Source organism: Acinetobacter sp. ABJ-A23_2 (genome assembly GCF_044538765.1).
In the GTDB taxonomy this organism is placed as follows: Bacteria; Pseudomonadota; Gammaproteobacteria; order Pseudomonadales; family Moraxellaceae; genus Acinetobacter; species Acinetobacter nosocomialis_A.
This window is the reverse complement of sequence record NZ_JBIUCP010000130.1, coordinates 1-284: the sequence shown is the minus strand read 5'-3', so window position 1 is coordinate 284 and position 284 is coordinate 1. Positions and strand designations below refer to the sequence as shown.

The following is a 284-nucleotide window of genomic DNA, read 5'->3' as shown; positions in this document are numbered from 1 at the left end:
CAGTGACAGGTACAGCAGAAGCGGGATCAACCGTGACTGTGAGCTTCCCTGACGGTACGACAGCAACTGTAGTTGCAGGTCCTGATGGTAAATGGACAGTGCCAAACCCAGGTGACTTGACTGATGGCCAAACAGTAACTGCGACAGCAACCGACCTTGCAGGCAATACCTCATTGCCAGGTTCAGGTACAGTCTCTGCAGACATTACGGCACCTGTGGTTGCGCTAGATGATGTGTTGACGAATGACAGCACACCTGCGTTAAGCGGTACAGTGAATGATCCG

1 protein-coding gene is annotated in these 284 nt (G+C 52.5%); it reads left to right on the top strand.

What is annotated here, in order from left to right; genetic code table 11:
* Window positions 1-284 (top strand): Ig-like domain-containing protein (locus ACH63V_RS18175; protein ID WP_396464333.1); only part of this gene is annotated, 284 nt, incomplete at both ends.